At 74.1% G+C, this 18,118-nt stretch carries 16 protein-coding genes; 8 read left to right on the forward strand and 8 right to left on the reverse strand.

Features of this window, described 5'->3' with window-relative positions; genetic code table 11:
• Nucleotides 1–38: 38 nt before the first annotated feature.
• The 8 genes from AB0J00_RS07030 to rpmH form a co-directional block, all read right to left on the reverse strand.
• Entirely contained in the window at nt 39–1,082 is a 1,044-nt protein-coding gene (locus tag AB0J00_RS07030) for a ParB/RepB/Spo0J family partition protein (RefSeq protein WP_357742193.1), read from the reverse strand.
• 37 nt (nt 1,083–1,119) lie between these two features.
• Nucleotides 1,120–2,211, reverse strand: coding sequence for a ParA family protein (locus AB0J00_RS07035; protein WP_357742196.1), 1,092 nt, complete (start codon nt 2,209–2,211; stop codon nt 1,120–1,122).
• A gap of 85 nt (nt 2,212–2,296) precedes the next feature.
• Complete coding sequence (rsmG, locus tag AB0J00_RS07040; protein ID WP_357742199.1) at nt 2,297–2,935, reverse strand: 16S rRNA (guanine(527)-N(7))-methyltransferase RsmG; 639 nt, start codon at nt 2,933–2,935, stop codon at nt 2,297–2,299.
• A 59-nt stretch (nt 2,936–2,994) separates the two neighbouring features.
• Nucleotides 2,995–3,660 carry a protein jag gene (locus tag AB0J00_RS07045; RefSeq protein WP_357742201.1) on the reverse strand — a complete coding sequence of 222 codons (666 nt, stop codon included), beginning with the start codon at nt 3,658–3,660 and terminating at the stop codon, nt 2,995–2,997.
• Between the two features lie 79 nt (nt 3,661–3,739).
• Nucleotides 3,740–4,810 (reverse strand): membrane protein insertase YidC, encoded by a 1,071-nt coding sequence (yidC, locus tag AB0J00_RS07050; RefSeq protein WP_357742204.1) that lies wholly within the window; start codon nt 4,808–4,810, stop codon nt 3,740–3,742.
• The gene (yidD, locus tag AB0J00_RS07055) at nt 4,803–5,186 is read right to left on the reverse strand and encodes a membrane protein insertion efficiency factor YidD (protein ID WP_357742207.1); all 384 of its coding nucleotides are present in this window, start codon (nt 5,184–5,186) and stop codon (nt 4,803–4,805) included. The genes yidC and yidD overlap by 8 nt, the downstream gene beginning before the upstream one ends.
• Nucleotides 5,183–5,572 carry a ribonuclease P protein component gene (gene rnpA / locus AB0J00_RS07060; protein ID WP_357742210.1) on the reverse strand — a complete coding sequence of 130 codons (390 nt, stop codon included), beginning with the start codon at nt 5,570–5,572 and terminating at the stop codon, nt 5,183–5,185. Before rnpA ends, yidD begins: the two co-directional genes overlap by 4 nt.
• A gap of 1 nt (nt 5,573) precedes the next feature.
• A complete protein-coding gene (gene rpmH / locus AB0J00_RS07065) occupies nt 5,574–5,711 on the reverse strand; it encodes a 50S ribosomal protein L34 (RefSeq protein WP_056296149.1) in 138 nt (45 codons plus the stop codon).
• A gap of 707 nt (nt 5,712–6,418) precedes the next feature.
• Between rpmH and dnaA the strand changes: the two genes are divergently transcribed.
• The 8 genes from dnaA (at nt 6,419) to gyrB (ending at nt 18,003) form a co-directional block, all read left to right on the forward strand.
• Nucleotides 6,419–8,245 carry a chromosomal replication initiator protein DnaA gene (gene dnaA, locus AB0J00_RS07070; RefSeq protein ID WP_357742214.1) on the forward strand — a complete coding sequence of 609 codons (1,827 nt, stop codon included), beginning with the start codon at nt 6,419–6,421 and terminating at the stop codon, nt 8,243–8,245.
• 772 nt (nt 8,246–9,017) lie between these two features.
• Complete coding sequence (gene dnaN / locus AB0J00_RS07075) at nt 9,018–10,175, forward strand: DNA polymerase III subunit beta (RefSeq protein WP_357742217.1); 1,158 nt, start codon at nt 9,018–9,020, stop codon at nt 10,173–10,175.
• Nucleotides 10,176–10,373: 198 nt separating this feature from the next.
• The gene (gene gnd / locus AB0J00_RS07080; RefSeq protein WP_357742220.1) at nt 10,374–11,312 is read left to right on the forward strand and encodes a phosphogluconate dehydrogenase (NAD(+)-dependent, decarboxylating); all 939 of its coding nucleotides are present in this window, start codon (nt 10,374–10,376) and stop codon (nt 11,310–11,312) included.
• Between the two features lie 12 nt (nt 11,313–11,324).
• A complete protein-coding gene (gene recF / locus AB0J00_RS07085; RefSeq protein WP_357742223.1) occupies nt 11,325–12,533 on the forward strand; it encodes a DNA replication/repair protein RecF in 1,209 nt (402 codons plus the stop codon).
• Nucleotides 12,526–13,053, forward strand: a complete 528-nt coding sequence (locus AB0J00_RS07090) for a DciA family protein (RefSeq protein ID WP_357742226.1) — start codon at nt 12,526–12,528, stop codon at nt 13,051–13,053. Before recF ends, AB0J00_RS07090 begins: the two co-directional genes overlap by 8 nt.
• Before the next feature lie 12 nt (nt 13,054–13,065).
• Entirely contained in the window at nt 13,066–13,929 is an 864-nt protein-coding gene (locus AB0J00_RS07095; protein ID WP_357742229.1) for a hypothetical protein, read from the forward strand.
• Nucleotides 13,930–14,041: 112 nt separating this feature from the next.
• On the forward strand, nt 14,042–15,703 hold the full coding sequence (locus tag AB0J00_RS07100; protein ID WP_357742231.1) for an ABC transporter ATP-binding protein: 1,662 nt from the start codon (nt 14,042–14,044) through the stop codon (nt 15,701–15,703).
• Nucleotides 15,704–15,969: 266 nt separating this feature from the next.
• Nucleotides 15,970–18,003, forward strand: coding sequence for a DNA topoisomerase (ATP-hydrolyzing) subunit B (gene gyrB, locus AB0J00_RS07105; protein ID WP_357742371.1), 2,034 nt, complete (start codon nt 15,970–15,972; stop codon nt 18,001–18,003).
• Nucleotides 18,004–18,118: the final 115 nt, after the last annotated feature.

Below are 18,118 nucleotides of genomic sequence, written 5' to 3' on the forward strand. Positions count from 1 at the left end.
CGGGTTCCGTCAGTGACGGAACCCGTCGAGGTCAGCCCTCAGTTGCTGGAGCTGCGCCCGGTGATGTCCGGGGCCATCATCCCGACGATCCGCTGCAGGTCGTCGACCGAGCCGAACTCGACGACGATCCGGCCCTTGGCCCGGCCGATCTGCACCTTCACCTTGGTCTCGAACACGTCCGACAGCCGGCCGGCGAGGTCCTCGACGCCGGGCGCGCTGATCCGCCGGTTGTTCCGCCGGGCCGCGGTCGGCGACTCGGCGACGGCCAGCGCGACCGCCTCCTCGGTGGCGCGCACCGACATGCCCTCGGCGACGATCCGGGTGGCCAGCGCGTCCTGCGCCTCGACGTCGGGCAGGCCGAGCAGCGCCCGGGCGTGCCCGGCGGACAGCACCCCCGCGGCGACCCGGGTCTGCACCTTCACCGGCAGCTTCATCAGCCGGATGGTGTTGGTGACCTGGGAGCGGCTGCGGCCGATCTTCGCGGCCAGCTCCTCGTGGGTGGCGCCGAACTCCTCCAGCAGCTGCTGGTAGGCGGCTGCCTCCTCCAGCGGGTTCAGCTGGACCCGGTGGATGTTCTCCAGCAGGGCGTCGCGCAGCATGGCGTCGTCCGTGGTGTCCCGGACGATCGCCGGCACGGTCTCCAGGCCCGCGGCCCGGGCGGCGCGGAGCCGGCGCTCGCCCATGATGAGCTCGTAGCCGCTGCCGTCCTCCCCGGGGACCTCGCGGACGACGATCGGCTGCAGCAGCCCGAACTCGCGCACCGAGTAGGTGAGCTCCTCCAGCGCCTCGTCGTCGAAGACCTGCCGCGGCTGCTTGGGGTTCGGCACGACCTCGCCCACCGGGACCTCGCGCAGCTGGGCGCCGGGCACGCCGGCGACCTCCGGCTCGGCCGCGGGGGCCGGCGGGGTCGTGCCGGCTTCGACCAGGTGCGGCCGGGACGCCGTCGGCTCCGCCGGCGAAGCCGCCGCCTCGGCGGCCTCGGCGGCCTCGGCCGCCTTCGCCGCTGGGGTGGCCGTGGGCGCGGGCGCGCTCGTGGGGATGAGGGCCGCCAGGCCCCGGCCGAGACCGCCGCGCTTCGTCACAGGTCCTCCAGGAGATCGTGCACAGTCGTCGGCCGGCTCACCGCGGGACCGGTCCGGGGAAGCCCGGGCTGGTGGCCGGTTCGCCGAGGATCATCGCGGCCACCGGGGGAGCGGCGGTGCGCTGCGGCTGGGGTGCCGCCAGCGGTGCCAGCCGGGCACCGCGCTGGGCGAGCTCCCGCGCGGCCTCCACGTAGCTGGTCGACCCGCGGCTGCCCGGGTCGTAGGTGAGCACCGACTGGCCGTAGCCGGGCGCCTCGCTCACCCGCACGTTGCGCGGGATCAGCGTCGACAGCACCAGGTCGCCGAAGTGGTTGCGCACCTCGTCGGCCACCTGGTCGGCGAGCTTCGTCCGGCCGTCGTACATGGTGAGCAGGATGGTGCTCACCGAGATGCCCGGGTTGAGGTGCTGGCGCACCAGGTCGATGTTCGACAGCAGCTGGCCCAGGCCCTCGAGCGCGTAGTACTCGCACTGGATGGGGATGAGCACCTCGTCGCCGGCGACCAGTGCGTTCAGCGTGAGCAGGCCGAGGGACGGCGGGCAGTCGATGAGCACGTAGTGCGGCCGCTGCTCGGGCGGGAGCGCGGAGAGGTAGGCCTCGATGGCCCGGCGCAGCCGGTGCTCGCGGGCGACGACCGAGACCAGCTCGATCTCCGCGCCGGCCAGGTCGATGGTCGCCGGCACGCACCGCAGGTTCGGGCTGGCGGTGGTCGCCGCCGCCACCTCGGTGATGGTGCTGTCGCCGACCAGGACGTCGTAGATGGACGGCGTGCCGACCGTGTGCTCGACGCCCAGGGCGGTGCTCGTGTTGCCCTGCGGGTCGAGGTCGATGACCAGCGTCCGCAGCCCGTAGATGCCCAGCGCGACCCCGAGGTTGACCGTCGACGTCGTCTTGCCGACGCCACCCTTCTGGTTGGCGATGGTGATGACCCGGATCCGGCCCGGCGCGGGGAAGGGCTCCTGGTCGGCCGCGTGCAGCACGCGGGTGGCGCGCATCGCCTCCGCCGCGATGGGGCTCTCGAACTCGACACCGGCCGGCTGGCCCGCCGTCAGGCTGTTCCGGAGCCGCTCGCCGGGGTCGGTCATGAGTGCGTCCTCCTCGGCGCCGTGGTGCGCAGCGATGTGTTCCACGTGGAACGGGTGGGTAGGGAACCCGGTTTCACGACCCCATCTTCACAGGGTCAGTTTCACGTGGAACGGGTGGTCCTGCGACCCGTCAGCGCGTGCCCCGGGTCATGACCACCACGGTAGTGGCTGCGGCACCCAGGTCTCCACCGACGGCGCGCGTGTGCACGTCCCGCATACCTGCCGCCTCCAGCTCGGGCAGCAGGGCCGGCACCTCGGCGGCGGCGCGCTCACCGACCAGGGTGATGAGCTGGGCGCCCGGCCGCAGCAGGCCCCGGCACCAGCTCACCAGCCGGGGGAGCGGGGCCACGGCGCGGGCGGTGACGACGTCGACCGGCCCGACGGTCCGCACGACCGAGCGCTCCTCGGCCCGGCCGCGGACGACGCGCCAGGGCGCCTGCAGGGCCGCGACGGTCTGCTCGAGGAACTCCACCCGGCGGGCCATCGGCTCGACCAGGGTGAGCGTGAGGTCCGGCCGGGCGAGCCCCAGCGGGATGCCCGGCAGGCCGGCCCCGCTGCCGACGTCGACCACCCGGACGCCGTCGGGCACCGCCTCGGCCAGGGCGACGCTGTTGAGCACGTGCCGCTCCCAGAGCCGGGGCACCTCGCGCGGGCCGATCAGCCCGCGGACCACGCCATCGCCGGCCAGCCGCTCGACGTACCGCCGGGCGGCGGGCAGCGCCTCGCCGAACACCCGGACCGCCGCGGCGGGAGGTTCCGGAACGCTCACGTCTCGCTTCTCGGGGTCCGCCGCGTCCGGACCGGGCCCGTCGGCGACCGGACCGGTGCTCACTTCTCCGGCAGGACCACGACGCGGCGGTTGGGCTCCTCGCCCTCCGACTCGCTGCGCACGCCCGGCGCCGCGGCGATGACGTCGTGCACGACCTTGCGCTCGAACGGGTTCATCGGCGACAGCCGCTCGGGCTGGCCGCTCTGCGCGACCCGCTCGGCGGTGGCCTGGGCCAGGTCGGTGAGGTCCGCCCGCCGCTTGGCCCGGAAGCCGCCGATGTCGAGCATCAGCCGGCTGCGCACGCCGGTCGACTGGGCCACTGCGAGGCGGGTCAGCTCCTGCAGCGCCTCCAGCGTGGCGCCGTCGGGGCCGATCAGCGTCTTGAGCTGGCCGCCGACCACCGCGACCGAGGCGCGATCGCCCTCGACGTCCAGGTCGATGTCGCCGTCGACGTCCAGGATGTCGAGCAGCCGCTCGAGGTAGTCACCGGCGACGTCGCCCTCGCGGACGAGCAGGCTCTCCGCGTCGCCGCCCACCTCGTCGTCCCCCACCTCGTCGTCCCCGTCCTCGTCCTCCGCGTCGTCGTCGTCCGCGTCGTCGAGGTCGGCGGGCTCCAGCCGGGCGTCGACCGACGCCGGGTCGGCGTCGGGCAGCGCGGCGTCCGGGGCCACCTCGTCCACGGTCGCTGTGTCCGTGCCGACGGTGTCGTTGTCGGGTGCACTCACGAAGGTCCTCCAAGGTCGTGCAGGCGTCCGGGCGTGCCCGGGGGTCGGTTCGAGGGCCGGTCGGGACCGGCCGCCGGGGTCAGCGCCGCTTGCGCTTGCCCCGGTTGGCGCCGGCCGCGGAGCTCCCGGAGCCACCGGCCCCGCCCCGGGGGCGGCCGCCCGGCGGCGTGCCGTTCACCCCGGGGGCGGGCTGCCCGTCGGCGGGGGAGGCGTCCGCGGCGGGAGCGGCCGGCGCAGCGGGGTCGGCCGGGGGCTGAGCAGCCGGCAAGGCGCCCGGCCTGGGCCGGACCGGCTTCTGGCCGGGCTTCGGCGCGAGGATCTTCGGGTCGATCTTCGGCTTCTCGGCGTCCTGCTTGGCCTTGTGCGCCGGCGAGCCGGGCGGGGGCATCTTGCGCAGCACGTAGAACTGCTGGCCGAGGGTCCACAGGTTGTTCGTGAACCAGTAGATGAGGACACCGATCGGGAAGAAGAAGCCCGACACGAAGAGGCTGATCGGCATGCCGTAGAGCAGCAGCTTCTGCACCATCGCGGCCTGGCCCTCGACCGGGCCGGAGCGCTTCTGGATCTGCTTCTGCGTCGTGAACGTCGTGACGCACATGATGATGATCAGCACGAACGCGACGACGCGGATGTTGGTGTAGCTGCCACCGGTCAGGCCGAGGATCGCGTCGGCCTTGTCGCCCTGCATGTTGAACGACGAGGAGATCGGCGCACCGAAGAGCTTCGCCCGGGCGGCCTGGTCGGTGAGCTGGTCGTCCCAGCTGTAGAGGCCCTCCTTGCCCGGCGCGAGCCGGCGGAGCACGTGCAGCAGGGAGATGAAGACCGGGATCTGCGGCAGGATCGGCAGGCAGCCGGCCAGCGGGTTGACCCCGCGCTCCTTCTGCAGCGCCATCATCGCCTGGCTGAAGCCCTGCTTGTCGGCGCCGTACTGCTTGCGCAGCTTCTGGATCTCCGGCTGGATCTCCTGCATCGCCCGCTGCGACTTGATCTGCTTGACGAACAGCGGGAACAGCACGACGCGGATCGTGATGACCAGGAACATGATCGACAGCGCCCAGGCCCAGCCGCTGGCGGGGTCGAGGAAGGTGCTGAAGACGGAGTGCCACGTCTTCATCACCCACGCGATGGCGGTGTAGAAGATGTCAAGCAACGCGAGCCTCCTGCGGCGCGGACCGGCCCGGGGCCGGCGGGGTCACCGGTGCGGTGACGGTGGTGGTGACCCGGTCGGGTCGGGGCTCGACGCCGGCGGGCGGCACCGGGACGGGCGCCGCAGAGCCTGACGAGTGGGTGTGCCCGGCGGTTCCGCGGGCGGGCGGCACGAAGTCGACGCCGCCGGGGTGCCACGGTGCGCACTTGAACAGCCGGCGCACGGCCAGCCAGCTGCCGCGCGCCGCACCGTGCACCTGGAGCGCCTCGGCGGCGTAGCTGCTGCAGCTGGGCTCGAAGCGGCAGCGCGGCCCGAAGTTGGGGCTGATCGCCCGCTGGTAGAAGCGGACGGCCGACAGCAGCGCCCCGGCGACCGTCATCGCCGGCCCCCGGACGCGCGGGCGCCCAGCACCCGGTCCAGGCCGGCGTCCAGGTCGCGGGCCAGGTCGGCGAAGTCCGCCGTCCCGGCCTCGGGACGGGCCCGGACCACCAGGTCGGCGGTCGCGGGCAGCCGGTGCAGCTGGTCGTGCACCAGGTGCCGCAACCGGCGGGTCACCCGGTGGCGGCAGACGGAGTTGCCCACGCTCCTGCCCACCACGAAACCGGCCCGTGGCCCGGTCGGCGGGTCGACGAGACCCCCGACGCGGGCGACGGGCCGTTCAGCGAGGTAGTGCACCACCAGGGTCGAGCGGCCGGCGCGTCGACCGGTCCGGACGACGGCGGTGAACTCCGGCCGCCGGCGCAGGCGTGCCTGCGCGGGCAGCACCTCAGGCGGAGAGCTTGTCGCGACCCTTGCGCCGGCGACCGGCCAGGATGGCGCGGCCGGCGCGGGTGCGCATCCGCAGCCGGAAGCCGTGGGTCTTGGACCGGCGACGGTTGTTCGGCTGGAACGTGCGCTTGCTCACGAGGGACTCCCACTGACGACGACGGTGCGCTGCGTCCGGGTCCACCGGCGCACGCGCTGGGTGCAGGCGGGCCGCTGCAGCACCGGGGTGCGCCGCGACCAGCGCCGCACCCGAGGCTGGTCTGCCGTGGTCCAGCACGGTCGCTGTCCACAGACGTCCACCAGCATAGCCGAGCCGGTGGACGTGCAGCGGACACGGCCGACCTCGCATGGTGCACGACATCCGGGGAGCCCTTCCGGCGGCACGCCGGGCCGTGGCCGGCGGCGCCCCGGCGGCCTGCGCGGCGTGACGTCCCACGCACCCCGGGGGTCGCGCTGCCCACACTGCCGGCCGTCGTCCCCGCCCGTCGTTGCCGGGCTGTGGATGGAGCTGTTAGCGTCGCCGTCGCTCCATGCCGGGCCCGCTCGTTCCGGGATGTGGGCCGCCCCCCGTCGGTCAGCAGACCGGAACGACCCTTCCCGAGGGCGCAGAACGGCGGTCCGACCAGCGAAGACACTCCGTCCGAGGCATCGTCGCACCCGCTACGGCAGCGTCTGCCGCAGTACGTGCACAGCCTGTGGACGAGCGTGTGGAACCGGCCGGCCCGTGCATCCACACCTGGGGACCGGGCGGGGGATCCACCGCCTCCCGGGCTGTGGACACCGACCCGGCGGCGCACGCCGGACGGCACGGGGCACGAGCTGGGCAAACGGAAGGGGACACAGTCGATGGCCGACTCACCGGTCGACCTCGCGACGGTCTGGGACCAGGTCTGCGAGCGTCTCGCGACCAGCCTCTCCCGTCAGCAGAACGCGATGCTCAACCTCACCCGCCCGGTGGGCCTGGTCGAGGACACCGCGGTGCTCGCCGCGCCCAACGAGTTCACCCAGACGGTGCTCGAGTCCCGGATGCGGATCGTGCTGGCCGATGCCCTGTCCCAGGAGCTCGGCCGGGACATCCGGGTCGCCGTCCAGCTCGAGGACCTGCCGGCCGACCCAGCGCCGGCCGCCCCGGCCCGCGAGGACCGCCGCTGGCCCGCCGCCGACCGCGAGCCCGCGCCGGCCGACCCCGCTCCCCGCGAGGCGTCCTTCCGCGACGCCCCGCTGCCGTGGGACGACGCCGAGCGCAGCGAGCAGGAGCGCGCTGCCCGGGCCCGCGCCGCGGCGGCCGACCGCGCCGCCGAGGACCGCGCCGACCGCGACCGGGTGGACGACGGCCGCAGCGCGTTCGGCGTCCGCACCGACGTGGTGCTGGGTGACGACGGGATGGACCTGACCCGCGCCGACGCCGCCCGCGCCGACCTCTCCCGCGCGCCGCTGGCCCGGCCCGAGGCCTGGCTGCCGGAGTCCGGCGACGGCCGCGACTGGTCCCGCGGGGCCGCCGGCCCGGGCACCCCCGGCGCCGACGACGGCCGGCAGGTCGCCCCCTGGGACCGGGACGCCGACGACGACGCGGCCAGCCGGGCCGCGAGCCGCGGCGGTGCCGTCCCGCTGTTCGGTGACCGCCGGCCCGCCGGGCAGGACCCGGGCCTGAACCCGAAGTACGTCTTCGACAGCTTCGTCATCGGCAACAGCAACCGGTTCGCCCACGCCGCGGCGGTCGCGGTGGCCGAGGCGCCGGCCCGGGCCTACAACCCGTTGTTCATCTACGGCGACTCCGGGCTGGGCAAGACCCACCTGCTGCACGCGATCGGGCACTACGCGGCGCGGATGTTCCCCAACGTCCGGGTGCGGTACGTCAGCACCGAGGAGTTCACCAACGAGTTCATCAACCTGGTGCACTCCGGCCGGGCCGAGGACTTCCGCCGCCGGTACCGCGACATCGACTTCCTGCTGATCGACGACATCCAGTTCCTGGAGCGCGCCGAGCGGACGCAGGAGGAGTTCTTCCACACCTTCAACACGCTGCACAACGCCAGCAAGCAGATCGTGATCACCTCGGACCGCCCGCCGAAGAAGCTGACGACGCTGGAGGACCGGCTGCGGACCCGGTTCGAGTGGGGCCTCATCACCGACGTCCAGGCGCCGGACCTGGAGACCCGCATCGCGATCCTGCGGAAGAAGGCCTACGGCGAGCGGCTGCAGGCGCCCGACGCGGTGCTGGAGTTCATCGCCAGCAAGGTGCAGACCAACATCCGCGAGCTCGAGGGCGCGCTGATCCGGGTCACCGCCTTCGCCAGCCTGAACAAGCAGCCGGTCGACCTCGCGCTGGCCGAGCTGGTGCTCAAGGACCTGATCAGCGACGAGCAGGGCCCGCAGATCACCGCGGCGATCATCATGGCCGCCACCGCGGAGTACTTCTCGGTGACGATGGAGGAGCTGCAGGGCTCCAACCGCAGCCGCACGCTGGTCAACGCCCGGCAGATCGCGATGTACCTGTGCCGCGAGCTGACCGAGCTGTCGCTGCCGCGCATCGGTGCGTCCTTCGGCGGCAAGGACCACACCACGGTCATGCACGCGGTCAAGAAGATCACCGGCCTGATGAGCGAGCGGCGGGCGACCTACACGCAGGTCACCGAGCTGACCGCCCGCATCAAGAGCCGCGCCCGCCAGTAGCGCCGCCCCGCGACCGCCGGCCCCCGTGCAGGGGTCCGGCGGTCGCTGCGTGCCGAGCCTCGGCAAGACGTCTGAGACGTCCCTGGGTGCTTTGTCCACAAGGTTCTGCACTCACTGTGCGCAACCGGGCGGCGACCGACCACCGCTGCAGGTCGACTTGTCCCCAGGTGTGTGCACAGTCTGGGGAGAGCCGCCCACCCCGCCGCTGACCGGCCCGGACACCGTTCCGGCACCGGCCGCCGCGCGCCGTCGTCCCCGCCTGGTCCCACCCCCGGCCTGCGCGTTTCCACACCGTGCGGACACCGGGAACCCCCGGCCGGACGCCGGGGCGGCCCGCTGGGCGGGGGGTGGGGACGAGCCTGCGGGCAGCGCGGGGAGAGAGCGTGGACGACGGCCGGTGACCGTGCACAACGGTCGAGTTGTCCACGTGTCGACACAGGACGGCGGTCACCGGCCCACACCCGGCCAACAGGCCCGCTTCCGCGCCGACCTGCACGGACGGCCCCGTTCCCCAGCTTCCACACCAGTGATGACGAGGATGAAGGAGTTATCTCGAGGAGTTCTTGAACCACACTCTGGGTGGGGACGTGCGGACCGCGGGCCCTGACGGGCCTCCGCGGCCGCGACCGCAGCAGCAGAGGCAGCACCGGAGAGGGAGCACGGACGGGGGACTGGTGCTCCCGGGGGCTGGTCAGGAGAGGATGGGCGCCGCACACCGCGCCGGGCCGGCCAGCGCGGCCGAGCAGGCACAGCAGCGAGGGATGGGTACGAGATGAAGTTCCGGGTGGCACGAGAGGTGCTCGCCGAGTCCGTCGCGTGGACGGCGCGCAGCCTGCCGCCGCGGCCGTCGGTGCCGGTCCTGGCCGGCATCCTGCTCGAGGTCGACGGCAGCCAGCTGTCGGTCAGCGGCTTCGACTACGAGGTCTCGGCCCGGTCGGAGGTCGACGTCCAGTCCACCGAGAGCGGCAAGGCGCTGGTGCCGGGCCGGCTGCTCGCCGAGATCACCCGCGCGCTGCCGCCGCACCCGGTCGACGTCGTCGCCGAGGGCGCCCGGCTGTCGATCAGCTGCGGCAACGCCAGGTTCAGCCTGCCGACCCTCCCGGTCGAGGACTACCCGTCGCTGCCCTCCCTGCCGTCGACGGCCGGTGTCGTCGACAGCGACGCGTTCGCCGAGGCGGTCAGCCAGGTCGCCGTCGCCGCCGGGCGGGACGACACCCTGCCGATGCTCACCGGCGTCCGGCTCGAGATCGAGGACGACCTGGTGACCCTGGCGGCCACCGACCGCTACCGGCTGGCGGTGCGCGAGTTCGCCTGGCGCCCCGACCACCCCGGCCTGTCCGCCGCGGTGCTGGTGCCCGCGCGCACGCTGGCCGATGCCGCGAAGACGCTGACCAGCGGCCCGGAGGTGACGTTGTCGCTGTCCTCCGGCGGGGCGGGTGAGGGCATCCTCGGCCTGTCCGGCAAGGACCGGCAGACCACCACCCGGCTGCTGGACGCCGAGTTCGTCAAGTACCGGGCGATCATGCCCAGCGAGTCGACGTCGTCGGCCACGCTGCCGGTCGGGCTGTTCACCGACGCGGCCAAGCGCGTCGCCCTGGTCGCCGACCGCGGCACCCCGCTGCGCTGCGAGTTCACCCCGGGCCAGGTCACCCTGCGGGCCGGCGGCACCGACGACGAGGGCCAGGCCGAGGAGCGCTGCGACGTCGAGTTCGACGGCGAGCCGCTCACCATCGGCTTCAACCCGACGTTCCTGCTCGACGGGCTGGCCGCCGTGCACACCGATCGGGCGCGGATGGACTTCACCACCGCGCTCAAGCCCGCGGTGCTCTCCGGGGTCGACGAGCCGGCGGCCGACGACGAGCCGCAGAAGCCGGCCGAGCGGCCCGGCAGCTACCGCTACCTGATCATGCCGGTGCGCCTGCCCGGCTGAGCCGGCGGACGGCAGGGACCACCCCGGCGCGCGTGCGGGCGCCGGGGCGAGCACGATGGAGACCGGCGCGAGCCCCGACGACGAGGCTCCCCGGGCGCCCGCGACGCTGCGGCACCCGGCACGGACCGCACCACCCCGGCCGCGGCAGACCGCGACCGGCGGACACCTGAGCACGAACGAACACGAGGAGGACCGGCCGTGCAGCTGGGGCTGATCGGGCTGGGCAAGATGGGCGGCAACATGGCCGAGCGCGTGCGTCGCGCCGGCCACGAGGTGGTCGGCTACGACCGCGCGCCGGGCAAGCGGGACGTCGACAGCCTGCAGGGGCTTGTCGACGCGCTGCAGGCGCCGCGGGTCGTGTGGGTGATGGTCCCCGCGGGTGACCCGACCCGGCAGACCGTCCGCGAGCTGGGTGAGCTGCTCTCCCCCGGCGACGTCGTCGTCGACGGCGGCAACTCGAAGTACACCGACGACAAGGTCCACGCCGACGAGCTGGCGGAGAAGGGCATCGGCTACGTCGATGCCGGCGTCTCCGGTGGCGTGTGGGGCCTGCAGAACGGCTACGCGCTGATGGTCGGCGGCAGCAAGGAGGACGTGGCGAAGGTCCAGCCGGTCTTCGACGCGCTCAAGCCGCCGGCAGAGGTCGAGGAGGGCAACTCCGCCCCGGCCGGTGCGGGTGCCGGCTTCGTGCACGCCGGCCCGGTCGGCGCCGGCCACTTCGCCAAGATGGTCCACAACGGCATCGAGTACGCGATGATGCAGGCCTACGGCGAGGGCTACGAGCTGCTGGACAAGGTCGACCTCATCGAGGACGTCCCCGGCGTCATCGCCTCCTGGACCCAGGGCACCGTCATCCGCTCGTGGCTGCTGGACCTGCTGGTCCGCGCGCTGCAGGAGGACCCCGACCTGGAGAAGATCACCGGCTACGCCGAGGACTCCGGCGAGGGCCGCTGGACCGTCGAGGCCGCGATCGACAACGCCGTCCCGATGCCGGCGATCTCCGCGTCGCTGTTCGCCCGGTTCGTCTCCCGCCAGGACGACTCGCCGACGATGAAGGCCGTCGCCGCGCTGCGCAACCAGTTCGGTGGCCACGCGGTGCACGCCGTCCAGGCCGGGGAGGCCGAGAAGCCCGCATGACGAGGGCGTGAGGTGTACCTCCGGCACCTCCAGGTCGCCGACTTCCGCAGCTGGGAGTCGGCCGACCTGGCGCTGACCCCTGGCCCGACGGTGTTCGTCGGCCGCAACGGCCAGGGCAAGACCAACCTGGTGGAGGCCGTCGGGTACCTCGCGACCCTGGGCAGCCACCGGGTGTCGTCGGACGCCCCCCTGGTGCGGCACGGCGCGGACCGGGCAGTGGTCCGCGCCGCGCTGCGCCGGCAGGAGCGCGAGCTGCTCGTCGAGGTCGAGATCAACCCCGGCAAGGCCAACCGGGTGCGGGTGAACCGGGCGCCGCTGCAGCGGCCCCGGGAGCTGCTCGGCCTGGTGAAGACCGTGCTGTTCGCCCCCGAGGACCTGTCGCTGGTGCGCGGCGACCCGGCGGAGCGCCGCCGGTTCCTCGACGACCTGCTGGTCAGCCGGACGCCGCGGCTGGCCGGCGTGCGCAGCGACTACGAGCGGGTGCTCAAGCAGCGCAACGCCCTGCTGAAGACCGCCAAGCTGGCCCGCGGCGGGGCGCTGGCCACGCTCGACGTCTGGGACAACCACCTCACCGAGCTCGGCGGCCAGCTGCTGGCCGCCCGGCTGCGGCTGGTCGGTGAGCTGGCCCCGCACGTCGCCGCGGCCTACGCCGGCGTCGCGGGACCCGACGCCCACCGGGCCGCCCTGGGCTACCAGAGCACCGTCCCGCTGGCCGGTGACGGCAGGCCCTTCGACGAGACCCACCCGCCCACCCCGGCCCACCGCGTGCTCCCCGGGGCCGAGGAGCTGGCCGCAGCGCTGCGCGAGCGGGTCGCCGAGCGGCGCAACGAGGAGGTCGACCGGGGCGTCACCCTGGTCGGCCCGCACCGCGACGACCTGGTGCTGCAGCTGGGCCCGGCGCCCGCGAAGGGCTACGCCAGCCACGGCGAGTCGTGGTCGTTCGCCCTCGCGCTGAAGCTCGCGTGCTTCACCCTGCTGCGCGACGACGGTGACGACCCGGTCCTGGTGCTCGACGACGTGTTCGCCGAGCTGGACGCCGGGCGCCGCAGCGCGCTGGTCGACGTGGCGGCCACCGCGGAGCAGGTGCTCATCACCGCCGCGGTGGCCGAGGACGTGCCGGCCGCGCTGCGCGGCACCCGGGTCGAGGTCGCCGAGGGCACCGCGCGGGTGGTCGGGCCGGAGACCGGCGTGCTGCTGGAGGAGGAGGTCGCTGGTGGCTGAGGACACCGGGGAGGGCCGGGCGGGAGCAGGGAGGCCCGGGCGCCCGTCGGACATCGCCCGCGCCGCGCTGGAGGCGGCCCGGGCCGCGTCGGCCGCCCGTCCGCGCCCCACCCGCCGCCGGGTCGCCGGCCCGCGCCGGAGGTGGACCGGTCCCGGGCCCGGCGCGGACGACCCGCAGCCGCTGGGCTCGCTGGTCGACTCGCTGGTGAGCCAGCAGGACTGGACGACGCGCACGAAGACCGGCGCGGTGTTCGGCCGCTGGGACGCCCTGGTCGGCCCGGACATCGCCGCGCACTGCACCCCGCAGTCGCTCACCGAGGGCGAGCTGCTGGTGGTGGCGGAGTCGACGGCCTGGGCCACCCAGCTGCGGCTGCTGGCGCCGACGATCCTCGGCCGGCTGCGCACCGGGGTGGGCGGGGACGTCGTGACCAAGCTGCGCGTTGTGGGGCCGACGGCGCCCAACTGGAAGAAGGGCCCGCGGACCGTCCGCGGCCGCGGCCCCCGCGACACCTACGGCTGAGGAGTTCCCCCGATGAGCAGCCCGCGCGACCGGGACCGCGACGGCTTCGACGACGGCGCCGGCTGGCAGGAGCCCGCCCACCTCGGCGAGGGGGCCGGTGCGCCGGCCGGACGTCCGGAGCAGCCCGCCGACCCGGCACCGGACGGCTGGCAGCCGCCGGGCTGGGACCTGCCCGCCGTCGAGCCGGAGCGGACGATCGACCGGCCGCTGCCCCCGCCCGCCCCCGCACCGGTCCCGCCGCCGGCGCCCGGACCGGCGCCGGACCGCTCCCGCCCGGACGCCGAGCGGGCCTTCGCCGACCAGGGCGACCCGTGGGGCACCCTGGCCTGGGCGGCGTCGATCGGCTGGAGCTCCTCCGACGGCACGGGCCCCGAGGACGCCGCGCTGGCCGAGCTGGTGCGCAGCGCCCCGGTGCGGCCGGGCAAGGAGGACCGCCCGGGCAACGTCGTCCGCGGCCGCGGGCCGGGCATCGACCTGGTCGCCTGCGACATCGTGTCCCCACTGGGCCGGGACCGGTGGGTGAGCACCCACGCGATCACCGCCGCTCCGCTGCTGGGTGCGGTGCCGGGCTTCCGCCTCTCGCCGGCCCGGTTCTGGAAGCACCGCACCGGCGGCCTGCTGCAGCTGCCCAGCGGCGACCCGGAGTTCGACGCCCGCTGGGTGCTGCTCGCCGCCGAGGACGGGCCCGCCGTGCGCGGCGTCGTGGCCAGCCCCGAGGTCCGGCAGCTGCTGCTGGGCAGCGACGACGGTGACGAGCTGTGGTCGGCCGCCGGCTTCGTCGCGGCGGTCCGGCCCGACGGGCAGCGCCCCGCGCTCGTCGAGCACCAGGCCCGCATCCTCACCGCGGTCGTCGCGGCGCTGGCCGCCGGGGCATGAGCGACCCCCGTCCCCCGAGGACGGGCCGGCCCCCGCGGCGGGGCTCCGCGACCTGCTGCCGCTGCTGCGCCCGCACCGCCGGGCGCTGACCGGCGCGGCCGCGCTGTCGCTGGTGTCGGCGGGGGCCGCGCTCGCGCAGCCGGCCCTGGTCGGCCGGGTCATCTCCGCGGTCGGGGCGGGGCGGCCGGTGCTGCCCGGGGTCGGGCTGCTCGTCGTCGTCCTGGTGGCCGCGGCCGTGCTCGGCGCGGGTCAGCAGTACCTGCTGCAGCGCACCGCCGAGGGCGTCGTGCTCAGCACCCGGCGGCTGCTCACCGATCGGCTGCTGCGGCTGCCGGTCGCCGAGTACGACCGCCGGCGCACCGGCGACCTGATGTCCCGGGTCGGCTCGGACACCACGCAGCTGCGCGCCGCGGTCACCAGCGGCGTGGTCGAGCTGGTCGGCTCCGGGGTGGTCGGGGTCGGCGCGCTGGTGGCGATGGCGCTGGTCGACCCGTGGCTGCTGCTGGTCACCGTCGTCTCGGTGGCGGTCGGGATGACCGCCGCGGTGCTGTCCGCCCGCCGGATCCGCGGGCTGTCCCGGCAGGCGCAGGAGGCGGTCGGGGAGATGAGCGCGGCGGTGGAGCGGGCGCTGTCCGCCGTCCGCACCATCCGGGCCAGCGGCGCCACCGAGCGGGAGGTCGGCACCGTGGGGGGCAGCGCCGCGCAGGCCTACCGGGCCGGGGTGCGGGTGGCCCGGGTGCAGGCGCTGGTCGCGCCGATCGGCTCGATCGCCGTCCAGGGCGCGTTCCTCGCGGTGCTGGGCCTCGGCGGGTACCGGGTGGCGACCGGCTCGATCGCCGTCGCCGACCTGGTCGCGTTCATCCTCTACCTGTTCCTGCTGCTCATGCCCCTGGGCCAGGTGGTCAGCTCCTACACCCAGCTGCAGACCGGCCTCGGTGCGCTGGCCCGGGTGCAGGAGGTGCTCGCGCTGGCGCCGGAGCGGGACGACGTCCCCGAGCACGGCACGGCGACGGCGGTGCCCCGGGTGCCGCCCGCGGGCTCACCGGTCCCGCTGCTGGAGCTGGACGCCGTCGACTTCGGCTACCCGGACGGCACCCAGGTGCTGCACGAGGTGTCCTTCGCGGTGCCCGCCGGGACGCGGACGGCGCTGGTCGGGCCCTCGGGCGCGGGCAAGTCGACGCTGCTGGCGCTGGTCGAGGGCTTCTACCCGCTGTCCGGCGGGGTGGTCCGCTGGGCCGGCACCGACGTGCGGGAGCTGCCGCGCGCCGCGCTGCGCGCCCGGATGGGCTACGTCGAGCAGGAGGCGCCGGTGCTGGCCGGTTCGCTGCGCGACAACCTGCTGCTGGCCAGTCCCGACGCCCCGGAGGACCGGCTGTGGGCGGTGCTCGCCGAGGTCGGGCTGACCGGGGTCGTCCACCGGTCACCGCGCGGGCTGGACGTGCCGGTCGGGGACGACGGCGTGCTGCTGTCCGGCGGCGAGCGGCAGCGGCTGGCGATCGCCCGCTCGCTGCTGGCCCGGCCGGAGCTGCTGCTGCTGGACGAGCCGACCGCCAGCCTGGACGCCCGCAACGAGCAGCTGCTGCGGGAGACGCTGGCCGCCGCCGCGGCCGACCGCGCGCTGCTCGTCGTGGCCCACCGGCTGTCGACGGTGCTGGACAGCGACCAGATCGTGGTGCTGGACGCCGGCCGGGTGGTGGCCGTCGGCACCCACGCGGAGCTGGTGGACACCAGCCCGCTCTACCGCGAGCTGGCCACCGCGCAGCTGCTCGTCTGAGGCCGCCGGTTCCACGTGGAACCGGCGATCGCTCCCAGCCGTCGCAGGACGGCGTGTCGACAAGTGACCCAACACAGGTGGTGGCGCGTGCGACGCGAGAGGCTCTGACGCGACCTCAGACGGTCGACGGCGGCGTTCTGTCGCCGCCACCCGGTACTCTGGAGGGGACACACCGCCAGCAGCCCCCTGTGAGCCGATCTGCGCCGGTCGACGTGGACGTCGACGTGGTCGCCCCGGCACCGGGCTGCGCGACAGAGAGGGCCCACGTGGTCGCCGCGCCCCAGAACGACACCGCCTACTCCGGCAGTTCCATCACCGTCCTCGAGGGGCTCGAGGCGGTGCGCAAGCGCCCCGGCATGTACATCGGCTCGACCGGCGAGCGCGGCCTGCACCACATGGTGTGGGAGGTCGTGGACAACGCCGTCGACGAGGCGCTGGCCGGCTACTGCGACACCGTCCGGGTCACCCTGCTGGCCGACGGCGGCGTCCGGGTCGAGGACAACGGCCGTGGCATCCCGGTCGACGTGCACCCGGTGGAGAAGCGGCCCACCGTCGAGGTCGTCCTGACGATCCTGCACGCGGGCGGCAAGTTCGACGGCAAGAGCTACGGCGTCTCCGGCGGTCTGCACGGCGTCGGCGTCACCGTGGTCAACGCCCTGTCCACCCGGCTCGACGTCCGGATCTGGACCAAGGGCGCCGAGTGGCACCAGGAGTACACCGAGGCCAAGCCCGGGAAGCTGGAGGAGGTCGGCCCGACCGACAAGCGCGGCACGGCGATCACCTTCTGGGCCGACCCGTCGATCTTCGAGACGACGACCTACTCGTACGACACGATCAGCCGGCGCCTGCAGGAGATGGCCTTCCTCAACAAGGGCCTGACGATCATCCTGCGCGACGAGCGCCCGGGGCAGAGCACGGCCGAGACCGGTGAGGGCGGCGAGTCGCTGGCCGAGGCCGCAGCACCCGTCGACGCCGAGGAGAGGGCCTTCGAGCCGACCGAGGTCACCTACCGGTACGACAACGGCCTGGTCGACTACGTCGCCCACCTCAACCGCCGCAAGACCCCGATCCACCGCGCGGTGATCGGCTTCGCGGCCGACGGTGTGGGCAAGAACGACACCGCGATGTCGGTCGAGGTCGCCATGCAGTGGTCCGACGCCTACTCGGAGTCGGTGCACACCTTCGCGAACATCATCAACACGCACGAGGGCGGCACCCACGAGGAGGGCTTCCGCGCGGCGCTGACGTCGATCGTCAACAAGTACGCGGTCGACAAGAAGCTGCTCAAGGAGAAGGACGACAAGCTCACCGGTGACGACATCCGCGAGGGTCTCGCCGCGATCGTGTCGGTGAAGCTGGGTGACCCGCAGTTCGAGGGGCAGACCAAGACCAAGCTGGGCAACACCGAGGTCAAGGGCTTCGTGCAGCGGGTCTGCAACGAGCAGATCGGCCACTGGTTCGAGTCGAACCCGGCCGAGGCCAAGACGATCATCACCAAGGCCGCGTCGGCGGCCCGCGCCCGCCGTGCCGCGCAGGACGCCCGCAAGCTGGCCCGCAAGAGCCTGCTGTCGGTCAGCGGCCTGCCCGGCAAGCTGTCGGACTGCCGCTCGACCGACCCGCGCAACTCCGAGGTCTACATCGTCGAGGGCGACTCGGCCGGTGGCTCGGCGAAGTCCGGCCGCGACTCGATGTACCAGGCGATCCTGCCCATCCGCGGCAAGATCATCAACGTCGAGAAGGCGCGCATCGACCGGGTCCTCAAGAACAACGAGGTCCAGTCGATGATCACCGCCTTCGGCACCGGCATCCACGACGAGTTCGACCTCGCGAAGCTGCGGTACCACAAGATCATCCTGATGGCGGACGCCGACGTCGACGGCCAGCACATCACCACGCTGCTGCTGACCCTGCTGTTCCGCTTCATGCGGCCGCTGGTCGAGGCCGGCCACGTCTACCTGGCCCAGCCCCCGCTGTACAAGATCAAGTGGGGCGGCAAGGTCGGCATCGAGTACGCCTACTCCGACCGCGAGCGCGACGCGCTGCTCAAGGCCGGCGCCGAGGCCGGCCGGAAGATCCCCAAGGACGAGGGCATCCAGCGGTTCAAGGGCCTCGGCGAGATGGACGCCAAGGAGCTGTGGGAGACCACGATGGACCCGCAGACCCGCATCCTGCGGCAGGTCACGCTCGATGACGCCGCCGCGGCCGACGAGCTGTTCAGCGTGCTGATGGGCGAGGACGTCGAGGCCCGGCGCAGCTTCATCACCCGCAACGCCAAGGACGTCCGCTTCCTCGACGTCTGACCCACCCGGCCGCCGCGGTCCCACCGCGGCGGCCGGCCCGCGTGCGGCCGTGTCGACTTGGCGACTGACCTGCACGTTCATCCACCGCTGTGCATCGACTTGTGGAGAACCAACC

Source organism: Modestobacter sp. NPDC049651 (assembly GCF_040659695.1).
Classification (GTDB): Bacteria; Actinomycetota; Actinomycetes; order Mycobacteriales; family Geodermatophilaceae; genus Modestobacter.

Excerpts from the sequence above, each read along its gene's own strand:
- yidD (WP_357742207.1), bottom strand. The coding sequence starts at position 5,186 with ATGACGGTCGCCGGGGCGCTGCTGTCGGCCGTCCGCTTCTACCAGCGG.
- dnaA (WP_357742214.1), top strand. The coding sequence starts at position 6,419 with ATGGCCGACTCACCGGTCGACCTCGCGACGGTCTGGGACCAGGTCTGC.
- dnaN (WP_357742217.1), top strand. The coding sequence starts at position 9,018 with ATGAAGTTCCGGGTGGCACGAGAGGTGCTCGCCGAGTCCGTCGCGTGG.
- AB0J00_RS07095 (WP_357742229.1), top strand. The coding sequence starts at position 13,066 with ATGAGCAGCCCGCGCGACCGGGACCGCGACGGCTTCGACGACGGCGCC.